This window comes from Actinoplanes sp. CA-015351 (assembly GCF_050955685.1).
In the GTDB taxonomy this organism is placed as follows: Bacteria; Actinomycetota; Actinomycetes; order Mycobacteriales; family Micromonosporaceae; genus Actinoplanes.
In genome coordinates, this window is the sequence record NZ_CP192102.1 from 8,391,437 (window position 1) to 8,414,544 (window position 23,108).

21 protein-coding genes are annotated in these 23,108 nt (G+C 68.7%); 14 read left to right on the plus strand and 7 right to left on the minus strand.

What is annotated here, in order from left to right:
- Nucleotides 1-59 precede the first annotated feature (59 nt).
- Nucleotides 60-875, plus strand: a complete 816-nt coding sequence (locus ACQP2E_RS38200) for an HAD family hydrolase (RefSeq protein WP_433827793.1) — start codon at nucleotides 60-62, stop codon at nucleotides 873-875.
- A complete protein-coding gene (locus ACQP2E_RS38205) occupies nucleotides 872-1,666 on the plus strand; it encodes an HAD family hydrolase (RefSeq protein WP_433827794.1) in 795 nt (264 codons plus the stop codon). Before ACQP2E_RS38200 ends, ACQP2E_RS38205 begins: the two co-directional genes overlap by 4 nt.
- A 1,197-nt stretch (nucleotides 1,667-2,863) precedes the next feature.
- Here the strand turns inward: ACQP2E_RS38205 and ACQP2E_RS38210 are convergent.
- Nucleotides 2,864-3,319 carry an Lrp/AsnC family transcriptional regulator gene (locus ACQP2E_RS38210; RefSeq protein WP_111651083.1) on the minus strand — a complete coding sequence of 152 codons (456 nt, stop codon included), beginning with the start codon at nucleotides 3,317-3,319 and terminating at the stop codon, nucleotides 2,864-2,866.
- 68 nt (nucleotides 3,320-3,387) lie between these two features.
- Between ACQP2E_RS38210 and ddaH the strand changes: the two genes are divergently transcribed.
- Together ddaH and ACQP2E_RS38220 are read left to right on the plus strand one after the other, a co-directional pair.
- Entirely contained in the window at nucleotides 3,388-4,221 is an 834-nt protein-coding gene (gene ddaH / locus ACQP2E_RS38215) for a dimethylargininase (protein WP_433827795.1), read from the plus strand.
- A 32-nt stretch (nucleotides 4,222-4,253) separates the two neighbouring features.
- Nucleotides 4,254-4,817 (plus strand): bacterial proteasome activator family protein, encoded by a 564-nt coding sequence (locus tag ACQP2E_RS38220; RefSeq protein WP_433827796.1) that lies wholly within the window; start codon nucleotides 4,254-4,256, stop codon nucleotides 4,815-4,817.
- A 165-nt stretch (nucleotides 4,818-4,982) separates the two neighbouring features.
- On the opposite strand, the gene ACQP2E_RS38225 is transcribed toward ACQP2E_RS38220, so the two are convergent.
- From ACQP2E_RS38225 to mobA, 3 genes are all read right to left on the minus strand, one after another.
- Nucleotides 4,983-6,050 (minus strand): T3SS (YopN, CesT) and YbjN peptide-binding chaperone 1, encoded by a 1,068-nt coding sequence (locus ACQP2E_RS38225; protein WP_433827797.1) that lies wholly within the window; start codon nucleotides 6,048-6,050, stop codon nucleotides 4,983-4,985.
- Between the two features lie 76 nt (nucleotides 6,051-6,126).
- Nucleotides 6,127-6,372 (minus strand): DUF6457 domain-containing protein, encoded by a 246-nt coding sequence (locus tag ACQP2E_RS38230; protein ID WP_433827798.1) that lies wholly within the window; start codon nucleotides 6,370-6,372, stop codon nucleotides 6,127-6,129.
- The gene (mobA, locus tag ACQP2E_RS38235) at nucleotides 6,373-6,954 is read right to left on the minus strand and encodes a molybdenum cofactor guanylyltransferase (protein WP_111651012.1); all 582 of its coding nucleotides are present in this window, start codon (nucleotides 6,952-6,954) and stop codon (nucleotides 6,373-6,375) included.
- A 104-nt stretch (nucleotides 6,955-7,058) separates the two neighbouring features.
- On the opposite strand from mobA, the gene fdhD reads away from it, so the two are divergent.
- Both fdhD and ACQP2E_RS38245 read left to right on the plus strand, forming a co-directional pair.
- Entirely contained in the window at nucleotides 7,059-7,886 is an 828-nt protein-coding gene (gene fdhD / locus ACQP2E_RS38240) for a formate dehydrogenase accessory sulfurtransferase FdhD (RefSeq protein ID WP_433827799.1), read from the plus strand.
- 71 nt (nucleotides 7,887-7,957) lie between these two features.
- On the plus strand, nucleotides 7,958-9,589 hold the full coding sequence (locus ACQP2E_RS38245) for an alkaline phosphatase D family protein (protein WP_433827800.1): 1,632 nt from the start codon (nucleotides 7,958-7,960) through the stop codon (nucleotides 9,587-9,589).
- Between the two features lie 42 nt (nucleotides 9,590-9,631).
- On the opposite strand, the gene ACQP2E_RS38250 is transcribed toward ACQP2E_RS38245, so the two are convergent.
- Both ACQP2E_RS38250 and ACQP2E_RS38255 read right to left on the minus strand, forming a co-directional pair.
- Nucleotides 9,632-10,657, minus strand: coding sequence for a DUF4192 domain-containing protein (locus ACQP2E_RS38250; protein WP_433827801.1), 1,026 nt, complete (start codon nucleotides 10,655-10,657; stop codon nucleotides 9,632-9,634).
- Nucleotides 10,658-10,732: 75 nt separating this feature from the next.
- On the minus strand, nucleotides 10,733-11,236 hold the full coding sequence (locus ACQP2E_RS38255; RefSeq protein WP_433827802.1) for a GNAT family N-acetyltransferase: 504 nt from the start codon (nucleotides 11,234-11,236) through the stop codon (nucleotides 10,733-10,735).
- Nucleotides 11,237-11,293: 57 nt separating this feature from the next.
- Between ACQP2E_RS38255 and ACQP2E_RS38260 the strand changes: the two genes are divergently transcribed.
- The 3 genes from ACQP2E_RS38260 to ACQP2E_RS38270 all read left to right on the plus strand — a co-directional run bounded on the left by ACQP2E_RS38260 (nucleotide 11,294) and on the right by ACQP2E_RS38270 (nucleotide 13,763).
- A complete protein-coding gene (locus ACQP2E_RS38260; RefSeq protein ID WP_433827803.1) occupies nucleotides 11,294-12,217 on the plus strand; it encodes a fructosamine kinase family protein in 924 nt (307 codons plus the stop codon).
- Between the two features lie 151 nt (nucleotides 12,218-12,368).
- Entirely contained in the window at nucleotides 12,369-13,385 is a 1,017-nt protein-coding gene (gene moaA / locus ACQP2E_RS38265) for a GTP 3',8-cyclase MoaA (protein WP_433827804.1), read from the plus strand.
- Nucleotides 13,386-13,520: 135 nt separating this feature from the next.
- Nucleotides 13,521-13,763 carry a MoaD/ThiS family protein gene (locus tag ACQP2E_RS38270; RefSeq protein WP_433827805.1) on the plus strand — a complete coding sequence of 81 codons (243 nt, stop codon included), beginning with the start codon at nucleotides 13,521-13,523 and terminating at the stop codon, nucleotides 13,761-13,763.
- 339 nt (nucleotides 13,764-14,102) lie between these two features.
- Here ACQP2E_RS38270 and ACQP2E_RS38275 read toward each other — a convergent pair whose 3' ends face one another.
- The gene (locus tag ACQP2E_RS38275; protein ID WP_433827806.1) at nucleotides 14,103-15,347 is read right to left on the minus strand and encodes an IS256 family transposase; all 1,245 of its coding nucleotides are present in this window, start codon (nucleotides 15,345-15,347) and stop codon (nucleotides 14,103-14,105) included.
- Nucleotides 15,348-16,049: 702 nt separating this feature from the next.
- Here ACQP2E_RS38275 and ACQP2E_RS38280 point away from each other — a divergent pair.
- The 5 genes from ACQP2E_RS38280 to ACQP2E_RS38300 all read left to right on the plus strand — a co-directional run bounded on the left by ACQP2E_RS38280 (nucleotide 16,050) and on the right by ACQP2E_RS38300 (nucleotide 23,012).
- Nucleotides 16,050-17,189: a metallophosphoesterase gene (locus tag ACQP2E_RS38280; protein ID WP_433827807.1), complete on the plus strand. Its 1,140-nt coding sequence runs from the start codon at nucleotides 16,050-16,052 to the stop codon at nucleotides 17,187-17,189.
- A gap of 65 nt (nucleotides 17,190-17,254) precedes the next feature.
- Nucleotides 17,255-20,395 (plus strand): UvrD-helicase domain-containing protein, encoded by a 3,141-nt coding sequence (locus ACQP2E_RS38285; protein ID WP_433834254.1) that lies wholly within the window; start codon nucleotides 17,255-17,257, stop codon nucleotides 20,393-20,395.
- Between the two features lie 134 nt (nucleotides 20,396-20,529).
- Complete coding sequence (locus tag ACQP2E_RS38290) at nucleotides 20,530-21,141, plus strand: LppU/SCO3897 family protein (RefSeq protein ID WP_433827808.1); 612 nt, start codon at nucleotides 20,530-20,532, stop codon at nucleotides 21,139-21,141.
- 91 nt (nucleotides 21,142-21,232) lie between these two features.
- Nucleotides 21,233-22,438, plus strand: coding sequence for an AAA family ATPase (locus ACQP2E_RS38295; RefSeq protein ID WP_433827809.1), 1,206 nt, complete (start codon nucleotides 21,233-21,235; stop codon nucleotides 22,436-22,438).
- 28 nt (nucleotides 22,439-22,466) lie between these two features.
- Nucleotides 22,467-23,012: a DoxX family membrane protein gene (locus ACQP2E_RS38300; protein WP_433827810.1), complete on the plus strand. Its 546-nt coding sequence runs from the start codon at nucleotides 22,467-22,469 to the stop codon at nucleotides 23,010-23,012.
- Nucleotides 23,013-23,108 lie beyond the last annotated feature (96 nt).

Consider the following 23,108-nt stretch of genomic DNA (forward strand, 5'->3'; position numbering starts at 1 on the left):
CGGTGTAGCGTTCTCCTTCCGCCCTCCGCGGGGGTTTCACCAAACCCTCGGAGGTCACGATGCTCAAGCCCGGTCTCCCCAAACTGATCGCCACGGACCTCGACGGCACCCTCGTCCGCTCGGATGACACCGTTTCGGCTTACACCCACGAGGTGCTGGACCGGGTTCGCGCGGCGGGCATCCGCATCGTCGCGGCGACCGGCCGCGGGCCGCGCCTCACCTCACTGGTTCGCAACGACATCCGCGTCGCCGACTTCCTCGTGCTGGCGCAGGGTGGCTGGGTGCTCGACCAGGCCGAGTCGCGGTACCTCCGCCAGGCCCGGCTTCCCGGCGAGGCCCTCGGACAGGCCCTCGCCTCGATGGAGTCCGCGATCGGCAGCCCGCTCTCGGTGATGTTCGAGGCACTGGAGCACGACGAGTCCCCGCTCTGGGGTGACTACGACCCGACCTGGCGTTACCCGGTGACGGTCGAGACGCGTACCCGGGCCGAGTGCCTCACCGGCGAGGTGATCAAGGCGTTCGCCCGGTCGTTCGATCACCACGTCGACGAGCTGCTCGCGGTTGCCCGGCGGGTCGTTCCGGCGGACCTCGCGACGGTTACCCAGGCCGGCCTCGACTACGTGGAGATCTGCCCGGCCGGCGTCGACAAGGGCACCGGCTTGGCCGTCGTCGCCGAGACGGTCGGCGTCGACCCGGCGGACGTGCTCGTCTTCGGCGACATGCCGAACGACCTCCCGATGTTCGCCTGGGCCGGCTGGGGCCGGGTCGCGGTGGCGAACGCCCACCCGGAGCTGCTCGCACAGGCCGACGCCGTGACGCTGACCAATGATCAGGACGGTGTGGCGGTGTTCTTGGACGAGCTATTGTCGAGGTGATGAGCTTTCGCCTGGTAGCCACGGACATCGACGGCACTCTGATCAATAACGAGCGGGTTCTCACCAGGCGCACTCTTGACGTTCTGGCCCAGGTTCCGGTCCCGGTCATCCTGGTGACCGGCCGCCCGTTGCGCTGGCTCGACCAGCTCCAGGACCAGCTGCCGCACCCGCTGCCGGCGGTCTGCGCGAACGGCGCGGTGATCTACGACCCGCACACCGACGAGGTGCTGCGCGCCGACTCGATGCCCGTCGACGTCCTGCTCGACGTGACAAAACGCCTGCGCGACGCCGTCCCCGACATCGTCCTGGCCGTCGAGGTCGACGACGGCCGCTCGTTCCTGCACGAGGAGGCCTGGCCGATCCGCTGGGCCGGCGACCACAAGATCCAGGTGATCGGTTCCCCGTCGGAACTGACGTCGGCGCCGGCGGTCAAGCTACTGGCCCGCTCCGCCTCAGCCGACCCCGACGACTTCCTGGCGCTGGTCAGCAGCACCCTGGGCGGCATCGCCGAAGCCACCCGCTCCTCCTCGTCAGCCCTGGTCGAGATCTCCGCCGCCGGCGTGACAAAAGCCGCCGGCCTGGCCTGGCTCTGCGAACGCGACGGCATCACCGCCGACCAGGTCCTGGCCTTCGGCGACATGCCCAACGACATCCCGATGCTGACGTGGGCAGGCCGAGCGGTGGCGGTCGGCAACGCCCACCCAGCCCTGCAGGCGGTGGCCGACGAGATCTGCGACACCAACGACAACGACGGCGTAGCCCGCTACCTGCAAAAAACCTTCAACCTTTAACCCTTTTCAGTACGCCCAACCCGAGGTCCCGCAGTCCCGAGGCACCTGACGTCCATGCCCCGGCGCGACCCGCCGCCGGCTCCGGCGCGACCCACCGCCGGCCCCGGCTCCGGCGCCACCGGCCCCGGCGCGACCCGCCGCCACCGCCGCCGGCTCCGGCGCCACCCCCCCAGCCCCAACCGCCCGCCGCGGCCCCGGCGCCCCCAAACCCAAACCGCCCCGCGACCGGCCCCGCGACCGCTCCCGGCCCCGCGACCGCTCCCGGCTCCCGGCCCGGCCCGGCATTCAGATCAACCCAAGCGCGACACGCACAAGGAGCGCCGGCCCACGTCGCGCCGAATTCGGGCGGACACGGACGCGGGTGGGAGTCACGGCGGAGACGCCAGCCACGGCGCGGGCGCCAGACGCGTCGCGGGCGCCAGACGCGTCGTGGGGTCGCGCCTCAAGTCGACACAGAGCAGCGATTCCCAGCAGGCGTGGCCCGAGCGTGTGGAGTTCGGGTGCGGAGCGCACCACAAAACAACGCAGCCGAACGACCCCGAGGCGTGCGTGTGGATTTGAGGTGCGAAACGTACCCAAAGTCGACACAGAGCAGCGACTCCCAGCGGACGCGCCCCGAGCGTGTCGAGTTTGGGTGCTGTACCTGCGGAGCCGCACCGAAGTCGACACGCACGAGCGGCTTCAGGCGTGCCGTTGGCGACGGACGGGTGCGGGTACCGGTGCGGCTGCCGCTGATCTTGTGCGGTTTCGGCGGTGGATCGACCGCAACGTCACTTGATTGCCTGCGGGCTTTGGCCGAGCTTGGCATGCCCCGCTCCGGCTCGTTCCCGTGGTCGTTTCAAGGCCCGTAGAACAGCCGTGAGAGCGAGCCGGACCAGGGCTCGGAGCCCGGCGCAGCGCCGTTGATTCGCAGCCCTGCTTGCCCCGAACTCCCGACGCCGCATAAGGGGACGCCGCCTGAGGAAACGCCGCGCGAGGCCACGCCACGTGACGGCACGCCACGTGACGGCACGCCACGTGACGGCACGCCACGTGACGGCACGCCACGTGAGGGGCCGCCGGGTGAGGGGCCGCCGGGTGAGGGACCGCCGGGGGTGGCGCCCTTGGGCGCCGGCGGGAGGGACGCCAGTTGTCTCGGGCTGACGGCACCCCCGTGGCTGCGGTTGTCCAAGCCGTTTTTCGTACCAAATATGCGCTTTAAACCGGCCCCACCGTCGTCGGCGTCTCCACTAAGCGCGACAAAACCACCATGCTTCGCGTAGACGTCACGAACGACTCGGCGCGCAGCTTCTCCAGCGCCTGCTCCAAATGACCGATATCAGCTGCCCGGAGATGCACCAACGCGTCCGCCTGGCCGGAGACCGTGTACGCCGCAACCACCTCAGGATGCCGCCGAGCAGCCACCGTGATCTGGGCCGGCGTGGTCCGCCCCGTACAAAACAGCTCCACGAACGCCTCGGTGGTCCAGCCCACCGCGGCCGGCTCGATCACCGCCGTGAATCCCTTGATCACGCCGCTGGACCGCAGCCTGTCGACCCGGCGTTTCACGGCCGGGGCGGAGAGGGAGACCTTGGCGCCGACCTCGGCGTATGAGGCGCGGGCGTCGGCCACCAGCAACGCAATGATTCGCTGGTCAATCGCGTCCATCTGCAACGATTCGCCTCCGAGGAGCAAGATTTCTAGCTGTTTGCTGCACCGCAGCCTACCTACCCTTTAGTTTCATGAGCTACATCGAGCGATCGCCGCGAAACAGGACATATCTCATGTGTCCGCCGGAGCATTTCACGGTGGAGTACGCCATCAACCCGTGGATGGACACCAAGATCCCGGTCGACGGCGCGCTGGCGCTCAAGCAGTGGGAGTCGCTCCGCAACACTCTCACCGATCTTGGTCATCTGGTGCACGTGCTCGACGCGCGGCCCGGCCTGCCCGACATGGTCTACTCCGCGAATGGCGCGTTCTCCGTCGACGGCACGGTCTACGGCGCCCGGTTCAAATACCCGCAGCGCGCCGACGAGGCCGCCGCCCATCAAGCGTTCTACTCCGAAAAACCCGACAAGTGGCGATTTTTCGCCCCCGAGCAAGTAAATGAGGGTGAAGGCGACTTCGCCTACCTCCCCGCTGCCCACGGCGGCATCGTCCTGGCCGGATACGGCTTCCGCACCGATCCCGCCGCCCACGCCGAGGCGCAGGAGGTTCTCGGTCGCCCGGTCATCTCACTCAAGCTGGTCGACCCGGCGTTCTACCACCTGGACACCGCCCTCGCGGTCCTCGACGACCGGCACGTCACCTATTACCCCGACGCGTTCTCACCGGCCTCCCAGCGAGTGCTGGCCCAGCTCTTCCCGGACGCGCTGCTCGCCGACCGCTCCGACGCCGAAGCCTTCGGCCTCAACCTGGTCAGCGACGGCCGGCACGTGATCCTCAACACCGAGGCCACCGCGATGGGTCACAAGGTGCGCGCCGCCGGATATCTCCCGGTCCACGTGAATCTTTCCGAGCTGAAACTCGGCGGCGGAAGTGTCAAGTGCGCCGTGGCGGAGTTGCGGGCGTAACGCCACGAGATCGGGTGCGCAAAGATAGAACCATGACCGACGACACCCGCACCACTGAGCACTCCGAAGACGGCTCCGTCATCGTCGTGGGCCCGGACGGCCGTCCGATCGGCACATTCCAGGAGGACGGCTCGCTGACTCCGGAGGAACCGGGCAACCTCATCGAGCAGCCCGCGAAGGTCATGCGCATCGGCAGCATGGTCAAGCAACTGCTCGAAGAGGTGCGCGCCGCCCCGCTCGACGAGGCCAGCCGCGGCCGCCTGCGGGAAATCCACCAGCGCTCGATCAAGGAGCTGGAGGACGGCCTCGCACCCGAGCTCCGCGAAGAACTGGAACGCCTCTCGCTGCCGTTCGAGGGCGACACCCCGCCGAGCGAGGCCGAGCTGCGCATCGCTCAGGCCCAGCTGGTCGGCTGGCTGGAAGGCCTCTTCCACGGCATCCAGGCCGCATTGGTCGCCCAGCAGATGGCCGCCCGGCTCCAGCTCGAATCCATGCGCGGCGGCAGCGGCCGCCCAGCCCTCCCGGTCGGCGGCAGCCTCATCCCCGGCCGCCAGGCACCTGGCGAAACCCCCGGCAACACAGGCCAATACCTTTAGTACGCACAACGCAAGCGCCCGCAATTCCGAGGCGACTGACGCCCCTCCCGCCGGCGCGCTCCGCCGCCGGCACCGGCGTCCCCTCACGCTCGGCCCACCGCGATCTAGGCAAGTTCGGCCCACATGGGAGACCGGGACTTGCCTAGATCGGCGGTCAGCTGACGGCTAGAGGTACATCCCGGGGCGGTGCTCGTCGGACGGGCGGTCCTTGGCCGGCACCGGCTTGTCGCCCTCGCCGAAGAAGCGCTTGCCGCCGAACTCACCGTGCAGCCGGTCGTCCAGCTCATCGGCGAGGCCCGTCATCACCTGCACGGCCAGCATGAGGTGGATGGCCTGGAAGTTGCGGCCGAACACCGGGATGGACGCCCACACCGTGTCCTGCGCGACGTACAGCCGACCGATCGGCATCCGGTTGGTCAGCTCGGAGAGCTTCACGTAAAGCTGCTCGGTCGGCTCGATCTCGGTCAGCACCGGCGAGAAGACGTCGACCAGGGGCGGGTTGTCACGCACCCGCACGAAGACCATCGCCGAGCCGGCCCGGATGCCGATGTCGCCGTCGGCGTCCACCTGCAGCTGGTCGACAGTGGTCTTCGACATGGTGGCGACGACCGTGCGGACGCGCTCCTCCAGCGGCACCACGTCGACATCCACGTTCGCGAGGGCGGCCTCCAGGGCCGCGTCGTCCTCAAGCCCGCCCAGGTCGGCCTCGCCACCGATGGACGGCTCGTGCCGGGCCGTTCCGAGCGGGGCCGACTCGATCGGCTCGTCCTGCTCGTCGTGGACCAGGTAGACCAGGAACGCCGGGTGCGGAGCGCCGTACACGTCGCGCAACGTGCGGGAGACCACGGTGGCGAGCTGGCTCGCCGTCTCCTGTGAGCTCCGCACGCCGAACGAGTCGCCCGAGCCCGGCAGCACGCCGGGCGGAGACCAGCCGAGCGCGACCATGTCGGCCACCGCGGTGCGGTTCATCCGGTAATCCGTGGGGAGTTCGGCGTTACCCACCGCTAGAGCCTCGACGACACCGTCCTGGAGAACCCGCAGACTCACCGAGTAGACGGCGGTGCCGGTCCCGGACGCGGTCGGGTCCAGGGTGATGTCGACGTGAGCATCCGGCGGCAGCGCCGGCAGCAGCGCGGCGAGCGCGGCGGCGAACTCCCGCCATGCGTCAGTGACCTTCGCTCGCAGGTCTGCCGTGGTCGGCTCCTCGAGCAGAATGCTTTCGTCCGGCGTCATGATCGCCACCTCCGTTCCCGTCACCCTATCGAGCGGCGGCGGGGCGTGAACGCCCTCCTGGGAGGTATGTCCGGCGTCAGCTTTGATCTTTGCGATCGCCCCAGGTCAGCGACCGGGCACTGATCTTGCGAGCCACTTCCGCCGGGTCCGCTCCGCGGCCCACGGCAAGACCCATGAGGTACGCGGTGACCGGCGCACCCGGCCGAAGCACGTTGTGCGCGACATCGCGTGCCACGTCGAGCAGCTCATCGGTCGGCACCTCGTCGGGCCGGACACCGAGTTCGGGCCCGATGACCGCGAGCCAGTCGTCCAGCTCTTTCATCTACCGGGCCCATTCCTCGGCGGTGCGCAGGTCGTCGTCGGTGTCGCAGTCGAACCACGGCGGCGGACCGGGACGGCGCCAGGAGACCTCGGCGACCCGTACCTTGTCCAGCAGCGACCGCACCGAAGCGCCGTGCAGGTCACCGCGCTCCTCGGCGAGCCGGTCCAGCGCCGCACGCAGCGATTTCGTACGCCACACACCGCACAGCACCTGAAGATGGCCCTCGGCGTCCCGATAGACAGCGCCCTCCATCGGCGCCGACTCCATCGTCAGCCGCAGCACGTCGATCGCCTCGCCGGTCAGGAACGGCAGGTCGGCGGCGAGCAGAGCGGTGAACGCGATCGTGTCGGGGACCAGCGCCAGCCCGGCCGCGGCGGCCGCGACGGGCCCGCCACCGGGCGGCTCCTCGCGGGTCACGTGCACCGAGACCGGCAGGTCGGACGGCACGCGGCCGACCACAACCCGGGGGTCGGCGTCATGAACTGCGGCCAGGACACGGGTCAGCATCGACTGGCCGGCAACCGGCAGAGTCGGCTTGTCCGCACCGCCCATCCGCCGTGCCGCACCACCGGCCAGGACCACCGCCGCAAATCCCCCCACGTGAGTACCGTATCCCGACCACGTGCCGGACGTGACCGCGCGCTCACTTCAACGCCGTGTGGTGGACGTCGCCGTACGCTTCTCACATGGGTAGGAACGTGACGCGGCGCACCGTGGTCAGCGTCGACCTGGGCGCGTCGCCGCCCACCCGGCGGCGGCCTGACGAGCTCGCCGCCGAGGAACCGCTCGAGATCCGGGTGCGGAAAAAACCGCTCGCTGTGACCATGCGCACTCCCGGCCACGACATCGATCTCGCGATGGGATTCCTGCTGAGCGAGGGCGTCATCGGCAAGGCCGATGACGTGCTGACCGCGCAGCTCTGCGCCGGCACCGACACCCCGAACACGTACAACGTGGTCGACGTGGTGCTCGACCCGCACGTGCCGCCGCCGGTCACCGACCCGAGCCGGAACTTCTACACGACCAGCTCGTGCGGGGTCTGCGGCAAGGCCAGCATCGACGCGATCCGCACCCGGTCGAAATTCGAGGTGGCCGGCGACCCGCTGGAGATGCCGGCACGCGTCCTGGCCGAGCTGCCGGAGACGTTGCGCGCGTCGCAGCGGACCTTCGACCGGACCGGCGGGCTGCACGCGGCCGGTCTCTTCACCGCCGCCGGCGACCTGCTGGTGCTGCGCGAGGACGTCGGCCGGCACAACGCTGTCGACAAGGTGCTCGGCTGGGCGCTGCGGGAGGGCCGGCTGCCACTGGCCGGGCATGTGCTGATGGTCTCCGGCCGGGCCAGCTTCGAGCTGACCCAGAAGGCGTGGATGGCCGGGCTTCCGCTGCTCGCGGCCGTTTCGGCGCCCAGCACGCTCGCGGCGGAGCTGGCCGACGAGGCCGGGATGACGCTGGTCGGCTTCCTGCGCGGCCAGCGCATGAACATCTACACCGGAGCGCAGCGCGTAACGTTCTGACCACGTGACGTTCGGACGACGGTAAAGCCGCCAAGTCAGTCACATTCATCTATGCGAAACAGGCTGCGGTCATGTCTGTTTCGCGCAGAACACTCCTGTTGACCACCGCCGGCGCGGCCACCGTCATCCCGCTCACCGGCGCCGCGGCGCCCTATCGCGGGCCGCTGCGGGCCGATCCGTTCACCCTGGGAGTCGCATCCGGTGATCCGGATCCGGACGGCTTCGTGCTCTGGACCAGGCTCGCCCCGGTCCCGCTCGCCGCGGACGGCCTCGGCGGCATGCCGTACCGCAGCGTGCCGGTGGCCTGGGAACTCGCCGCCGACGAGAGGTTCCGCAAGGTGATCCGCCGCGGCGTGGCCGTGGCCCGTCCCGACCGCGGGCACAGCGTCCACGTCGAGTTGGACGGCCTGTCGCCGGGGCGGGAGTTCTTCTACCGCTTCCGCGCGGAGCGGTTCACGTCACCGGTCGGCCGGACCCGTACCGCTCCGGCCCGCTCGGCCCGGGTGGCCGCGCTCGCCATGTCGTTCGTCTCCTGCTCCCAGTACGAGCACGGCTATTTCACCGCGTACCGCCGGCTGGCCGAGGACGAGCCGGAGCTGATCCTGCACCTCGGCGACTACCAGTACGAGTACGCACCGGACACCTACAACATCCCGGGCGGGAACCCGCGCGACCACGAGGGGCCGGAGACCGTCACGCTGGCCAATTACCGGCAGCGGCACGCCCAGTACAAGACCGACCCCGACCTGCAGGCCGCGCATGCAGTGGCGCCCTGGGCCGTGGTCTGGGACGACCACGAGACCGAGAACAACTGGGCCGACGAGGTACCCGAACAGCCCGACCCGAACTTCCTGGCCCGCCGGACCGCCGCGTTCCAGGCGTACTACGAGAACATGCCGCTGCGCCGTACCTCGGTGCCGCGTGGGATCGACCTCCAGCTGTACCGGCGTCTGCACTGGGGCCGGCTCGCCACGTTCCACATGCTCGACACCCGTCAGTACCGCGACGACCAGGGCTGCGGCGACGGATACAAGGACTGCCCGGCCGCGTACGACCCGGCGCGCAGCATCACCGGCCCCGAACAGGAGAAGTGGCTGCTCGACGGCTTCCGGCGGTCCACGGCTCGCTGGGACGTGCTCGGCCAGCAGGTCTTCTTCGGCCAGCGGGACAACAACTCGGGCCCGTCGAAGGTGCTCAGCATGGACTCCTGGGACGGATACCAGGCTTCCCGGGAGCGGATCACCCGCGGCTGGGTCGACGCGGGCGTCCGCAACCCGATCGTGCTCACCGGCGACGTGCACGCGCACTGGGCCGACGAGCTGAAGCTTGACTACGACGACCCGACCTCGAAGACCGTCGGCACCGAACTCGTCTGCTCCTCGATCACCTCGGGCGGCAACGGCGCCGACGTGGCGAGCGGCAACCACCCGTGGGCCGCCTGGAACCCGCACCTGCGCTTCTACAACAACCAGCGAGGGTACGTCCGGACCACGATCACCCAGGACTCGCTGACCGCTGATTTCGTGGTTCTTCCGTACGTGACGACCGCTGGGGCGCCGGCGCACACGCGGGCCACCTTCGTCGTCGAGGACCGGGTACCGGGACTGCACCAGGTGGCGGACAACCCGGCCCCGGCCACGTCGCTGCGAGCCGGAAACGATCTCGGCGAGCAGACCGTCCAGCAGGAGACCGACCGTCCCTGACCTCGGTCACCGGGCCTGTCTCGGTCACCGGGCCTGTCTCGGTCATCGGGCCCGCCTCGTGCGGCGGGCCCGGTCCGGGCGTGCCGCCGAGCCGACCATGTGCGGCGACAGCCCGAACCCGAGCACCTGATGCAACAGACCCGCCAGCTGATGCTGTGGCTCGACGGCGAGGGCGCGGTCCACCGCCACCCGCGCCAGAGCGCCGTTCCCAGCACGCCAGGCGGTGAAGCCGAGCAGGCAGGCCGGCGCCGGTACGTAGACCGGCTCGACCCGGCGCAGCACGTCGGTCCAGAGCTGGATCCGCCACTCCTGCGGCCGGATCCGGTCCAGCGCGTAGTCCTCCACGGCACGGTCCACCAGCAACGCGCCGAGCCAGGCCAGCTCGTCCGGGTCGAGCGGGCGGGACGAGCGATATCGGGACTCCGCCTGCCGGACCGCGATCTGGCCGGCGCGGCAGATCCGGCGGGCGTACTGTTTCGCGCCCAGGTCGTCGGCGAGCAGCTCGGCGAACCGTTTCCGGGCCCGCTCGGTGGCGGCCGACATGGCCTCCCGTTCATCGCCCTCCACCGGCGCCACCCGGGCGACCAGGTCACGTCGGCTGGGCAGCGCTACCTGCCCCCGGTACGTCGCCTCGGCCGCGATCACACTGTCCGGCGGCAGGCACGGCGTCCCGTCGTCCGGACAGCAGCCCAGATCCGCACAGAAGTACGACCACCAGCGTCCTTCGGTCACCCGGAGTGCGTCGTTGAGGCGTACCCCAGAGGAGCTCAAGGCGACCGCCAAGCGCGACACCGCGGGGTCGACTTGGGCCGCAGGCCCGAAGCCGACCACGACGAGTGACTGGATCTGCTGGCGGGCCACCGTCGCGGCCACCGTTCGCGCGAGTTCCTGGGCTTCACCGTCGTCGCAGTCCGGTGGAGGCAGTTCGTAGCAGGCGCCGAAATTCACGTCGTGCCCGTTGAGGCCGATCACGATGACGCTGTTGGCCGGGTGGTAGCCGAGCACGAACGGCACGATCGCGATCAGGTCGGACGGGGTGCGGACGATGAGCGGGCAGTCGGTTGTCATGCCCGGCAGAATTGCGGCAATTTCAGGGCGGCCGCGTGCCTCGTTCGTTTCCTGTGGACAAAGTGTCCACAGCCTCTAGCTTTTGAAAGGCAGCTCGTGGAGCTGGAGGCCTTCCTCGTGCCAGGCGTTGCTGTGCCGGTCCAGGTTCATGGTCAGCTCGATCGAGGAGACCACGTCGTAACCGGCCGCGTGCAGGCTGCGGATTGCGTCGACGTTGCGTGACTCGGGGGAGATGGTCAGCGACGTCATGTTCCGGTTCTTTGCCTCGTCCGCGACGTGCTGCAGCAGCAGCCGGCCGACGCCCTTGTGCCGGTGCGTCGCGGTGACGACCACCGGCTCGACCTCACCGGCCCGGCCCCGCATGATCAGCCCGACCATCCCGATGACCCCGTCGTCGGCGTGGTCGGCGACCCAGAGCCCGGAGAGATCGAGCCTCGTCAGGTACTCCTCGAAGCCTGCTCCGCCGTCGTCGGCGGTCTCCCCGTACATCTCGTTGTGCTGACGAGTGAGCTCCGCCCACAGGTGCCTGCCCGCCGAGTGATCGCTCGGGCGATAAGAACGCACAGCGACAGGGGTCATGCCGCCCATCATGCCTTCGAATTGGGATGTTCGTCACCAGAAGCGCAAGATAAGCGGGTGGACATGGCGTACCTGCGCGCGCATCCCCAGCACCTCCCGACATTTCTCACTCATCAACGGATCCGGGAGACGCCGGTGGGGGCGGGTGTGTGCGTCGCGCGGCGGTTGACGCTTGATGACGGAACGTCGCTTTTCGCTAAGAACTGGCCTTCCGATCCCGCGCCGCCGGGGCTGTTCACCGCTGAGTCGTCGTCACTCGGGTGGCTTCGAGACGCCGGTGCGGTGCCCGTACCCGAGGTGATCGTCGCGCTGCCGGACCTTCTCGCCCTGGAGTGGGTCTCGCCGGGGTCTGCTTCCGCTTCGGCGGCGGCTGCGTTTGGGCGTCAGCTGGCGGTGCTGCATCGCAGTGGCGCGTCGTCGTTCGGCGCTGGCTGGCCGGGCTGGATCGGGCCGCTGCCGCTGGACAACTCCCCTCCTACCTCTACTCCCTCCACTCCCTTTGCTCCCTTTGCTCCCTTTGCTCCCGGCGATTGGGGGTCCTGGTTCGCGGAACGCCGCCTGCTGCCGTACCTCCGGCTTTCAGCCGATCGCGGCGCGCTCTCCAGCGAGGACGTCACGGCCGTCGACAAGATCATCAACGCTATTCATCGGTACGGGGGGTCGGAGGCGCCCGCTCGCATCCACGGAGATCTGTGGCCGGGCAATCTGCTCTGGGGTGCTGATGGGCGGGGTTGGCTGGTGGATCCGGCTGCTCATGGGGGTCACCGAGAGACGGATCTCGCCACGCTGCGGCTCTTCGGCGGGGTGGCGTTCTTCGACCTGATTCTCGGGAGTTATCAGGAGGAATGGCCGCTAGCTGACGGGTGGCAGGAGCGAGTGCCCTTGCACCAGTTGCATCTTTTGCTGGTCCACGCGGCGGCGTTCGGAAATGGGTATCGCAGTGCGGTGATGGGCGCGGTGGACGCGCTTATGCGGGCTTGAACGGGTGCTTACCATCGCTTCTGCGTGTGAGCTTCTGGCGGCTTTCTCGACTTCTGCCCATACAGCGATATGCGTAACGGCGATTCGGTCCTGGAGCGGCTAGATTCGATGTTGTGAGCCTCTTCCAGAGATCAGCACCCGTTCGCGTCCGGTGGCGTCCGTGACCGTGCTCGCCGACCGGTTCGGCCGCATCGCGACCGACCTGCGTGTCTCACTCACCGACCGGTGCAACCTGCGGTGCACATATTGCATGCCCGCAGAGGGTCTGGCCTGGATGCCTCAGCCCGACCAGCTCACTGACGACGAGGTCAGCCGGCTGGTGCGGATCGCGGTCGAGCAGCTCGGTGTCACCGAGGTCCGATTCACCGGCGGCGAACCGCTCATCCGCCGCGGCCTGGTCGGCATCATCGCGGCCGCCGCGAAACTCACGCCCAAGCCGAAACTGTCGGTGACGACGAACGGCATCGGCCTGGACCGGACCGCGATCGCCCTGAAAGAGGCCGGCCTGGACCGGGTGAACGTCTCACTCGACACCATGGACCCGGCCCGCTTCCACACCCTGACCCTCCGCGACCGGCACTCCGACGTACTGGCCGGCCTGCGCGCCGCCGCCGACGCGGGCCTGACCCCGGTGAAAATCAATACTGTGCTGATGCGCGGGGTCAACGACGACGAGGCCCCGGCTCTGCTGCGCTTCGCTCTGGACCACGGTTACCAGCTTCGCTTCATCGAGCAGATGCCGCTTGACGCGCAACACCAGTGGGACCGGCACGTCATGGTCACCGCCGAGGAGATCCTGGCAGCCCTGGAACCGTTCGCCCTGCAGCCTGACGATGTTTCACGTGGAACGGCGCCGGCCGAGACCTGGCTCATCCCGGGCTACACCGACGCCGCCGGCCAACCGGCCCGAGTCGGCGTGATCGCCAGCGTGACCAGGCCGTTCTGTGGGGACTGCGACCGTACCCGCCTCACTGCCGACGGCCAGGTCCGCAACTGCCTCTTCGCCACCGACGAGAGCGACCTCCGCAAACTGCTCCGCGGCGGCGCCACCGACGACCACATCGCCGATGCGTGGCGAGCCGCAATGTGGGGCAAGCGAGCCGGCCACGGCATCGACGACCCCACATTCCTCCAGCCCGCCCGCCCGATGTCCGCAATCGGAGGCTGACCCAGTGCTGACCGTGCGCTATTCGGAGGCTGACCCAGTGCTGACCGGGCACCGTTCGGAGATTGACCCAGTGCTGACCGGGCGCCGTGCAGAGATTGACCCAGTGCTGACCGGGCACCGTTCGGAGGCTGACCAGTGCTGACCGTGCGCTATTTCGCCGGTGCCCGAGCCGCGGCCGGCGGGGTGTCCTCAGAGCCCGCTGAAGCCGCAACGGTGAACGAGCTGACGCAGCTGCTGACCGACCGCCACGGCGAACGGCTGGCCCTGGTCATGAAGGCAGCCAGCTTCCTGGTCAACGGCCTGGCCTGCCACGACCGCGCCGCCGAGCTCCCAGCCGGCGCAACGGTGGACGTACTACCCCCGTTCGCCGGCGGCTGATCAGTCCTGGCCGAGCAGGTGGTCACACAGATCTCGTCGCTTTCGACGTCGGCCAGCGCTTGCAGGCAGGTGCCCGCGTTCGCGACAGCAGCCGACCGCCGGCGGCCGGACAGGACGCTCGTCGTCACGCTTCCCAACAAGCGACTTCCTCAATAGACCGCCAGGTCGGCACTGGCACACAGCCGAACCCGCATCTAAGCAGCCGAGGCACACAAAAGCTCACCGTGCGCCCCCGCCCCGGCCGAGCGAGCCCAACCGTGCGCCCCTGTCCCGTGGCAATCGGTCACGTCCGCTGGCGTGGTGTAAGAGGCGGCCAGCGCTGATCCGTGTGTGTTGATCTTATGCGGCGATCGCGGTGGTTTCGACGATTTCGGTGTCGTGTTGCTCGGTATCGATGCTGGTCAGGCGTGCTTTACGGAGAACATCAAGGCCCATGTAGCGGCGTCCTTCGACCCATTCGTCGGTTTGCTCGGCCAGGACCGCGCCGACGAGGCGGATGATCGCGGCCCGGTTCGGGAAGATCCCGACAACGTCGGTGCGGCGCCGGATCTCCTTGTTCAAGCGTTCTTGCGGATTGTTCGACCAGATCTGACGCCACAGCTCCCGCGGGAACCCGGTGAAGGCGAGCAGGTCACCGCGGGCGTCGTCGAGGTGCTCGGCCGCGTCGGGGAACTTCGCGGCGATCGTGTCGAGAACCCGCTCGAACTGCGCCCGGACAGCGTCGGCGTCGGGCTGGTCGAAAATCGTACGGACCAGCGTCGCGACCCACGGCTGTGCGCTCTTCGGGACCTTCGCGAGCAAATTACGCAGGTAGTGGGTGCGGCAGCGCTGCCACTGCGCCCCCGGCAGCGCGGCGCCGATCGCGTTGACCAGACCACGGTGAGCGTCGGAGACGACCAGACGGACCCCGGACAGCCCACGGGCGGTCAACGAGCGCAGGAACGCCAGCCAGCCGGCACCGTCCTCGTCGGACGTGACGTCGAGACCCAGTACCTCACGGCCGCCGTCACCGTTGACACCGACCGCGACCAGGGCGTGCACGTTCACCGTCCGGCCGTTCTCCCGCACCTTGATGACCAGGGCATCGACCCACACAAACGTGTACGGGCCGGCGTCCAGAGGCCGGTTACGGAACGCCTCGACCTGGACATCGAGGTGGCGGGCCATCTCCGAGACCTGCGACTTCGACAGAGACTTGACGCCGAGCTGCTCGACAAGTTTCTCCACCCGCCGTGTCGACACACCAAGCAGATACGACGTCGCGACCACACTGACCAGGGCCTGTTCAGCCCGGCGCCGGTGTTCGAGCAGCCAGTCCGGAAAGTATGAACCCGTGCGCAGTTTCGGGATCGCCAGCTCGACCGTGCCGGCCCGGGTGTCCCACTCCCGCTGGCGGTATCCGTTACGCGAGTTGGTGCGCTCGTCGCTGCGTTCGCCGTAGCCGGCCCCGCACAGGGCGTCGGCCTCAGCAGACATCAACGCGTCCGCGAAAGTTTTCACCATCACCCGCAGTACATCAGGGCTCGCCGATTCCAGATGCTGGCCCAGCAGCTCAGTGACGTTCAAACTCTCTGTTGCGGCCATCGCAGGTCTCTCCTTCGTGATCTTCAAGCAATCCGAAGGATCTGCGGTGGCCGCCTCTTACGTCCTGGAAAGTCCAGGTCGTACACCACTTCGGTGGACGTGACCGTGCAATCGAAGCCCCACTGTGTGCCCCCATCTCGCCCGAGTGAGAGCTCACCGTGTGCCCTGGTCTCGCCCGGCGCCCGAAAAGGTCCACTTCGTCACCACTCAACCAGGATCCCCCTGCGATCTTGAGCGTTCTCGCACCCTGGAAAGTCGAAAATCGCTCAAGATCTGCGGGGTGCCTCGGTTGCAGAAGCGCTTCGGCCCATGCGTGGGCACAAAGACTTCGACCGGACGAATGCGTCCAAACCTCGCCGCAAGCAGTGAGCGCAGGAGCCGCCATGACCGCGGAATAAGGCAAGCGCGCCACAAGTCCGGCGCGCCACAAGCCCGGCGCGCCACAAGCCCAGCCCATAACAATCCCGACGCGCCACAAGCCCGACCCGCCACAACCCAGCCCACAACAACCCCGACGCACCACAAAGCCCAACGCACCACAACCCAGCACGCATCAAGACAGACTCACTCAAACCGTGCGCACGCCCACCAACACCCACCCCCGACCCCCGACTGAGAGGGACCTCACCCGCGCCCCACCACACGTCGGCGACACTGATTCCGGCAAGCTGAACAAGCACGGGCACCGAAAGGAAACCCCAGTTGATCTTCAACACGCTGGTCGTGATCAGCATTGTGGCGATCCACTGGTACCTCTGGAAACGCCTCGTCCAAGACACAACCCACCAGGGCCTGCCCCGCCGCATCGGCACAGCAATCGTCATCGCCCTGGGGATTTCAATGCCGATGACCCTCTTCGGCGTCCGCGACGGCTACTTCCCGTGGCTCTACTGGCCCGGATACATCTGGGTAGCGGTCATGTTCTACCTACTAGTCACCCTCTCCATCCTCGAAATCCCGCGATGGATTCGAAGGCGCAAAACACTGACCCGCACCCCGCAAACAACCCCTGAAAAACCAAACGAAGACCGACGGCTCCTTCTGGCGCGCGGCACCGCCATCTTCGCGGGCCTCACGGCCGCGAGCATCACAGGGTACGGAGTAAAAACCGCAGCCGGCCCACCAAGAATCAACCGCTTCCACATGCCGATGACCAAGCTGCCAAGACGCATGGACGGCATCCGCCTGGCAGTCGTCTCGGACATCCACATCGGCCCGACAACCGGCGCAGAGCACGCGCGACGCGTCACCCAGGTGATCAATTCGGTGAACGCGGACATCGTCTGCGTCGTCGGCGATCTGGTCGACGGCACGGTGGCGCAGATCGGCCCATTCGTCGCGCCGCTAGCCGGAATTCAATCGAAAAAAGGCACCTACTTCGTAACCGGTAACCACGAGTACTACACCGATTACACCGAGTGGATCGACGAGGTGGCCGAGTTCGGAATGCGGCCCCTGCGCAACGAACGGGTGGAACTCGACGGCCTGGATCTGGCCGGCGTCAACGATCTGGACGGGGAAATGTACGGCGACCCCGCCGATTTCGCACTAGCTCTCGGTAACCGGGACATGACCCGTCCGGTGGTCCTGATGGCACACCAGCCGGTGGCCGCCGAGAAGGCCGCGCCCTACGGCGTGGATCTCCAGGTCTCCGGTCACACCCACGGCGGCCAGATGGTGCCGTTCAACCTGCTCGTCCGGCTGTCGCAGCCGGTAGTCTCCGGCTTCGGGAACGTGGACGGCGTGCCGATCTTCGTGACCAACGGCGCCGGTTCGTGGGGCCCGCCGGTTCGGGTCGGCGCCCCTCCGCAAGTCACCGTCATCGAACTGCGTTCGGCGTGACCAATCAAGATCGGTAAGTGTGTTTGAGCGTGGCGATTCGTGGCGGCACCGAGGGCCGTGACAGGATGCGGGACGTGGAGGTCACCGCGGGAACTTACGTCGCGGACCTTCACATTCACTCGCGATACTCGCGTGCCTGCAGCCGTGATCTGACGTTGCCCAACCTGGCGTGGTGGGCCCGGCGCAAGGGCATCGCCCTTCTCGGCACCGGCGACTTCACCCACCCGGCCTGGTTCGAGCATCTCAGGGAGAGCCTCGAGCCGGCCGAGCCCGGACTGTTCCGCCTGACCAAAGACGACGAGACCCAGGTGACCAAACGCCTGCCCGGCTCGCTCAGCGGCACGGCTCCGGCCCGGTTCATGCTCAGCGTCGAGATCTCGACGATCTACAAACGGGACGATCGGACGCGCAAGGTCCACCACCTTTTGTACGCACCGGACTTCGCCAGCGTCGAAAAGATCAACACTGCCCTGGCGCGGATCGGCAACCTGACCGCGGACGGCCGGCCCATCCTCGGCCTGGACTCGCGCGACCTGCTCGAGATCACCCTGGAGTCCGGCGGATACCTGATCCCGGCGCACATCTGGACGCCCTGGTTCTCGGCGCTCGGCTCCAAGTCCGGCTTCGACGCGATCGCCGACTGCTACGCCGACCTGGCCGAGCACATCACCGCGGTGGAAACAGGCCTCTCGTCGGACCCGGCGATGAACTGGCGTGTCTCCAGCCTCGACAAGTACCGCCTCGTCTCGAACTCGGACGCGCACTCACCGGCCGCGCTGGCTCGTGAGGCCACGCTCTTCTCCGGCACCCCCGATTACTTCGCGGTGAAGGACGGCATCGGCCTGGCCGGCACGCTCGAATTCTTCCCGGAAGAGGGCAAGTACCACGCGGACGGGCACCGAGCCTGCGGCGTGAACTGGGATCCGGCGAAGACCCGTGAGACGCAGGGCCGCTGCCCCGAGTGTGGCCGGCCGCTGACCATCGGCGTCCTGAGCCGGGTCGAGGACCTGGCCGACCGGCCGGTGGGCTTCCAGAAGCAGCAGCACGTCGAGCACCTGATCCAGCTGCACGAGATCATCGGCGAGATCCACGGTGTCGGCCCGAAGTCGAAGACCGTCGAGGCCCAGCTGAACCACCTGGTCGCGACGCTCGGCCCGGAACTGGACATCCTGCGCAACGTTCCGGTCGACGACATCGGCAAGGCGGGCGGCGAGGAGCTGCGCGAGGCGATCACCCGGCTGCGGCGCGGCGACGTCCGGCGGGTCTCGGGCTACGACGGCGAGTACGGCGTGATCACCTTGTTCGAACCGGGTGAGCTGCGGAACCGCAACAGCGCACCGCAGGTGGAGACGCTGTTCGACATCTCGCCGGTTGACAAGCCGCTCGACAAACCGCGCAAGCCGGAGCCGGCCGCCAAGCCGAAGAGCCACAAATCGACCCGAGAACGCCCGGCCTCCCCGCCCCTCGCGCCCCCGCCCAGCCCGCACGAGCCGTTCGAGCCGATGCTTGCCGGCATGGAAGAGGTCGGCACCGGCCTGCTGGACCGCCTCGACGCCATGCAGCGGGTGGCCGCGTCCGCACCGGGTGGTCCACTGCTGATCGTGGCGGGCCCCGGCACCGGCAAGACCCGCACGCTGACGCACCGCATCGCGTACCTCTGCGCTGAACTGGGCGTCTTCCCCGAACGGTGTCTGGCCATCACGTTCACCCGGCGGGCCGCCGCCGAGCTGAAGGAACGCCTGGACACGCTGCTCGGTGACGTGGCCGAGGACATCACTGTCGGCACGTTCCACTCGCTCGGCTTGACCGTGCTGAAGGAGAACGCCAAGGCTGCCGGTCTCGGCGCGAACTGGCGGATCGCCGACGAGAAGGAACAGGCACAGGCCCGGGAGCAGGCCGGTGTCGACGATGCCGCGTACCGAAAGCTGCTCCGCCAGCAGGACCTCGTCGACCTGGACGACCTGATCAGCCTGCCGGTGTCGCTGCTGCGCGACGACCAGGCGCTTGTCGAGCGGTACCGCAAGCGCTGGCAGTGGATCTTCGTGGACGAGTACCAGGACGTCGACGAGCTGCAGTACGAGCTGCTGCGCCTGCTCAGCCCGCCGGACGGCAACCTGTGCGCGATCGGCGACCCGGACCAGGCGATCTACTCGTTCCGTGGCGCCGACGTGCGGTACTTCCTGCGCTTCAACAGCGACTTCGTCGACGCCCGCCTGGTACGCCTGACCCGCAACTACCGCTCCTCGGCACCGATCCTGGCCGCCGCGGTCCAGGCCATCGCACCGTCCTCGCTGGTCAGCGGCCGCCGGCTGGACCCAGCCCGGCTTGACCCGGAGTCACCGTTGGTCGGCCGTTACCCGGCGCGCAGCGTCGCCGACGAGGCCGACTTCGTGGTCCGGACCATCGACGAGCTGGTCGGCGGCCTCTCCCACCGATCGCTGGACTCCGGCCGGGTCGACTCCCGCGCCACGGTCACCGGAACCCTGTCGTTCTCCGACGTCGCGGTGCTGTACCGCACCGATGCGCAGTCCGGCCCGATCCTCGATGCGCTCTCCCGGGCCGGCGTGCCGGTGCAGAAGCGCTCGCACAACCGGCTGCGCGACCGGCCCGGTGTCCAGGTCATCGCCCGCGAGCTTCGCCACGCGGGCGGGCTGGGTGGTTCGCTCGCGGCGCGGGTCAAGCTCGCTGCTCAGGTCCTTGCCCAGCGGTACGCGGCACCGACCCTGGACGGCGAACAACTGGCCCCCGAGGACGTCTGGTCGGCCGCGGACCTGCTGATCCCGCTGGCTCTGCGGGTCGGCGACGACCTGCCGCTGTTCCTGCAGCAGCTGGAGACCGGCGCCGAGGTGGACGCGCTGGACCCGCGCGCCGAAGCGGTCAACCTGCTCACCCTGCACGCCGCGAAGGGCCTTGAGTTCCCGGTGGTCTTCCTGGTCGGCTGCGAGGACGGCCTGCTGCCGCTGCGCTGGCCGGGTTCGACCCCGACGGACGACGAGATCGCCGAGGAGCGCCGGCTGTTCTTCGTCGGTCTGACCCGGGCACAGGACCGGCTCTACGTGAGCTACTCGGCGAAGCGATTCCGGCACGGCAGCGAGCGCGAGCAGTCGCCGACGCCGTTCCTGGACGTTATCGATTCGGGGCTGTTCGAGCGGCTGGGCGAGGCCGCGCCCTCAAAGCCGAAGGATCGCCAGCTCCGCCTGCTCTGAAATCAGCCTGCGAACAGGCCCGTGAATAGGTCTGCGAACAGGCCTGCGAAAAATGCCCGCGATTCCGGCAACGTCCGGATCCGTGCCGCGCGCTACCGTGGCAGGCAGCGAATTCCGCTTCTGGAGGAACCCCGATGTCGCAGAACGGGCCGTTCCCTGGCCAGCCGTGGCCTGGCCGGCACACCGAGGAGCCGTACTCGGAACCGTCCGACCCCTGGGGCGAGCACGAGCCGTCGCAGCCGTGGAGCCCACCACCGGCCCCGCCGATCCCGCAGCAGCAGCCGTACGCAGCGCCGCAGTGGAACCAGCCGCTGCCGCCGCCCAAGCGCGGGTTCGCGATGGGCGCCCTGGTCGCGGTGCTCAGCGTGCTCGTCGGCGGCGGGATCGCGACGGCGGCCTGGTTCGTGGTGAACCGCGACGACGACAAGGCCGCGCCGGTCGCCACTGAAACGACCGCGCCGGTCGGCACCGGCCCGCGCCCGCAGGCCAGCGAGGACGCCAGGTTCGCGGCAAAGGGTCAGTGCGTCCGCAACGACGGCACCAACCTGGAACCGAAACTGCGCGTCGTGGCGTGCGCGGCGAACACGTACGAGGTGCTGAAACGCGTTGACGGCCGGACCACCGGCGACAAGGACGCGATGGGCAAATGCGCCAAGGTCGAGGGGTACACCAAGTGGTACTACTACGACACCGAGTACGACGACGTCGACGTCGTTCTCTGCCTACGCGAGTATGGGAAGGTCTAGCAAATTCGCTAGATACCTCTAGAGGCCGGTCGAGAGTGAATTCGAGCGGACTCTAGCGTTCACACTAGACAGCCCGATACTGTGCTACGCCATGGATCCCGTGCGGAACCCGTACGCTCCCGGCGCCGGCCAGCGCCCACCAGAGCTGGCCGGGCGAGGCCGTGAGCTGGACGTCTTCGACATCGTGCTGGAGCGGGTCGCCCGCGGCCGGCCGGAGCGCAGCCTGGTCCTGACCGGCCTGCGCGGCGTCGGCAAGACGGTGCTGCTCAACACTTTGCGGTCGGCGGCGATCGGCCGCCTCTGGGGCACCGGCAAGATCGAGGCCCGGCCGGACCAATCGCTGCGCCGCCCGGTCTCCGGCGCGCTGCACATGGCGATCCGCGAGCTGGCGCCACACCACCGCGACCCGGACCGGGTGGACGAGGTGCTCGGCGTGCTGAAGGCGTTCGCGCTGCGGTCAAACGACGGGAACGCGAAGCTGCGGGACCGCTGGGCGCCCGGCATCGACGTGCCACCGGCCCGCGGTCGGGCTGACTCCGGCGACATCGAGATCGATCTGGTCGAGCTCTTCACTGACGCGGCCTCGCTCGCCACCGACGTCGGCACCGGGATCGCCCTCTTCATCGACGAGATGCAGGACCTCAGCGCCACCGACGTGTCGGCGCTCTGCGCGGCCTGCCACGAGTTGTCGCAGCTCGGCGCGCCACTGATCGTGGTCGGCGCCGGCCTGCCGCACCTGCCGGCCGTGCTGTCCGCCGCGAAGTCGTACTCCGAGCGCCTCTTCCGGTACGCCCGGATCGACCGCCTGGACCGCGACGCCGCCGACCTGGCCCTGGGTGTGCCGGCCGACCGTGAGGGCGTCGAGTACGAGCAGGAGGCCCTCGACCTGCTCTACGAGAAGTCCGGCGGCTATCCGTACTTCGTCCAGGCGTACGGGAAAGCGACCTGGGACCACGCGCCGCAGACCCCGATCACGGCCAACGACGTACAGGTCGCGGCGCCCGAGGCGGAGGGTGAGCTGGCGGTCGGCTTCTTCGGCTCCCGGTTCGAGCGGGCCACCCCGGCCGAGCGGGAGTACATGCGGGCCATGGCCGTGCTCTCCAGTGATCCGGGCAACGACATGGACGCCGCCGTGCCGACCTCGGACATCGCAACCTCGCTCGGGCGGAAACCGGCCAGCCTGTCCCCGGCCCGGGACGCGCTGATCAAAAAAGGACTCATCTACTCCGGCGAGCGCGGCACGGTCGCCTTCACCGTCCCGCACTTCGGCCGCTACCTCAGAACGCAGCCGGTATGACACCGCCACTGCGGGTATAACGAAGTTCATGAAGCCCGTTCGCAGCGCCGCCCGAGCCATGCTCGCCTCGATCTTCGTGATCAGCGGGGCCCGCGTACTGATCCAGCCCGGTGAGGGCCGGATCGCAGCGGCCCGGCGGGTCACCGACCCGATCACTCCCCTCCTGGAGAAGGCGGATCCGCGCCTGCCCACCGACCCCGCGACGCTGGTCCGGGTCAAGGCCGCCGCCGACATCGTGGCCGGGCTCGCGCTCGCCACCGGTCGTTTCACCCGCCCGGCCGCCGCGGTGCTCGCCGCCGGCCTGGTGCCGACCACTCTGGCGGGCCACCCGTTCTGGGCCGCGGCGAAAGAGGATCGGGCCAACCAGCAGATCCACTTCCTGAAGAACCTGGGCCTGCTCGGCGGTCTGCTGCTCGCGGCCGCGGACACCGAGGGCAAGCCCGGCCTGCGCTACCGGACCAGCCACGCCGTCGACCGGTCACAGCGTCAGGTCAAGCGCGCTGTGCGTACCGCCAAGCGCGAGGCACGCATCGCCGCGCTCTCCGCCTCGGCCGCGCGCAAGATTCCTGGCTGATCTTGAAACCACTCGTCCGGCTGATCCCGCCACTTAGATTGTCCTGATAACAACCTCTAAGCGGCCTTTGCGTTAAAGCGGACGAGGGGCCGCACG

Excerpts from the sequence above, each read along its gene's own strand:
- ACQP2E_RS38200 (WP_433827793.1), top strand. The coding sequence starts at position 60 with ATGCTCAAGCCCGGTCTCCCCAAACTGATCGCCACGGACCTCGACGGC.
- ddaH (WP_433827795.1), top strand. The coding sequence starts at position 3,388 with ATGAGCTACATCGAGCGATCGCCGCGAAACAGGACATATCTCATGTGT.
- ACQP2E_RS38220 (WP_433827796.1), top strand. The coding sequence starts at position 4,254 with ATGACCGACGACACCCGCACCACTGAGCACTCCGAAGACGGCTCCGTC.
- ACQP2E_RS38225 (WP_433827797.1), bottom strand. The coding sequence starts at position 6,050 with ATGACGCCGGACGAAAGCATTCTGCTCGAGGAGCCGACCACGGCAGAC.
- ACQP2E_RS38230 (WP_433827798.1), bottom strand. The coding sequence starts at position 6,372 with ATGAAAGAGCTGGACGACTGGCTCGCGGTCATCGGGCCCGAACTCGGT.
- fdhD (WP_433827799.1), top strand. The coding sequence starts at position 7,059 with ATGGGTAGGAACGTGACGCGGCGCACCGTGGTCAGCGTCGACCTGGGC.
- ACQP2E_RS38245 (WP_433827800.1), top strand. The coding sequence starts at position 7,958 with ATGTCTGTTTCGCGCAGAACACTCCTGTTGACCACCGCCGGCGCGGCC.
- ACQP2E_RS38250 (WP_433827801.1), bottom strand. The coding sequence starts at position 10,657 with ATGACAACCGACTGCCCGCTCATCGTCCGCACCCCGTCCGACCTGATC.
- ACQP2E_RS38255 (WP_433827802.1), bottom strand. The coding sequence starts at position 11,236 with ATGACCCCTGTCGCTGTGCGTTCTTATCGCCCGAGCGATCACTCGGCG.
- ACQP2E_RS38275 (WP_433827806.1), bottom strand. The coding sequence starts at position 15,347 with ATGGCCGCAACAGAGAGTTTGAACGTCACTGAGCTGCTGGGCCAGCAT.
- ACQP2E_RS38285 (WP_433834254.1), top strand. The coding sequence starts at position 17,255 with ATGCGGGACGTGGAGGTCACCGCGGGAACTTACGTCGCGGACCTTCAC.
- ACQP2E_RS38290 (WP_433827808.1), top strand. The coding sequence starts at position 20,530 with ATGTCGCAGAACGGGCCGTTCCCTGGCCAGCCGTGGCCTGGCCGGCAC.
- ACQP2E_RS38295 (WP_433827809.1), top strand. The coding sequence starts at position 21,233 with ATGGATCCCGTGCGGAACCCGTACGCTCCCGGCGCCGGCCAGCGCCCA.
- ACQP2E_RS38300 (WP_433827810.1), top strand. The coding sequence starts at position 22,467 with ATGAAGCCCGTTCGCAGCGCCGCCCGAGCCATGCTCGCCTCGATCTTC.